The organism is Pseudoalteromonas sp. NZS11, from assembly GCF_015864765.1.
Taxonomy (GTDB): domain Bacteria; phylum Pseudomonadota; class Gammaproteobacteria; order Enterobacterales; family Alteromonadaceae; genus Pseudoalteromonas; species Pseudoalteromonas arctica.
Window position 1 is genome coordinate 1 of record NZ_JADYWP010000029.1, and the last position, 522, is coordinate 522.

Annotated in this window: 2 tRNA genes and 1 rRNA gene; all 3 read right to left on the reverse strand. The window is 40.2% G+C overall.

What is annotated here, in order from left to right:
• Positions 1 to 170: 170 nt before the first annotated feature.
• A tRNA-Ala gene (locus I6E82_RS19775) sits at positions 171 to 246 on the reverse strand.
• 50 nt (positions 247 to 296) lie between these two features.
• Positions 297 to 373, reverse strand: a tRNA-Ile gene (locus I6E82_RS19780).
• Positions 374 to 449: 76 nt separating this feature from the next.
• A 16S ribosomal RNA gene (locus I6E82_RS19785) occupies positions 450 to 522 on the reverse strand; the annotation flags it as partial.

The following is a 522-nucleotide window of genomic DNA, read 5'->3' on the forward strand; positions in this document are numbered from 1 at the left end:
TTTTTTACTTTTGAAAACTCTTGATAAATACAATGTATCTATCAGAATTTTATTATCAGCTTTTCCAAATTTTTAAAGAGCAAGAGATGTAAAAACTTCTCAAAATTAAACACACTCTATTCTCAGGCGGTTAATGGCCTGATAAAGAATATTTATTTTTAAGAAGTAAGTGGTGGAGCTAAGCAGGATCGAACTGCTGACCTCCTGCGTGCAAGGCAGGCGCTCTCCCAGCTGAGCTATAGCCCCACATATGCTGGTACTTATTGTTTTAACCATCTTCTTAATTAGATAAGAAGTGGTGGGTCTGAGTAGATTTGAACTACCGACCTCACCCTTATCAGGGGTGCGCTCTAACCAGCTGAGCTACAGACCCAAAACAATAAGTGTTGTTCTCTTTACAATAACAATCATCTGTGTGGACACTACGAACAAATAAGTTCTAAATCGTATAAGGAGGTGATCCAGCCCCAGGTTCCCCTAGGGCTACCTTGTTACGACTTCACCCCAGTCATGAATCACTCC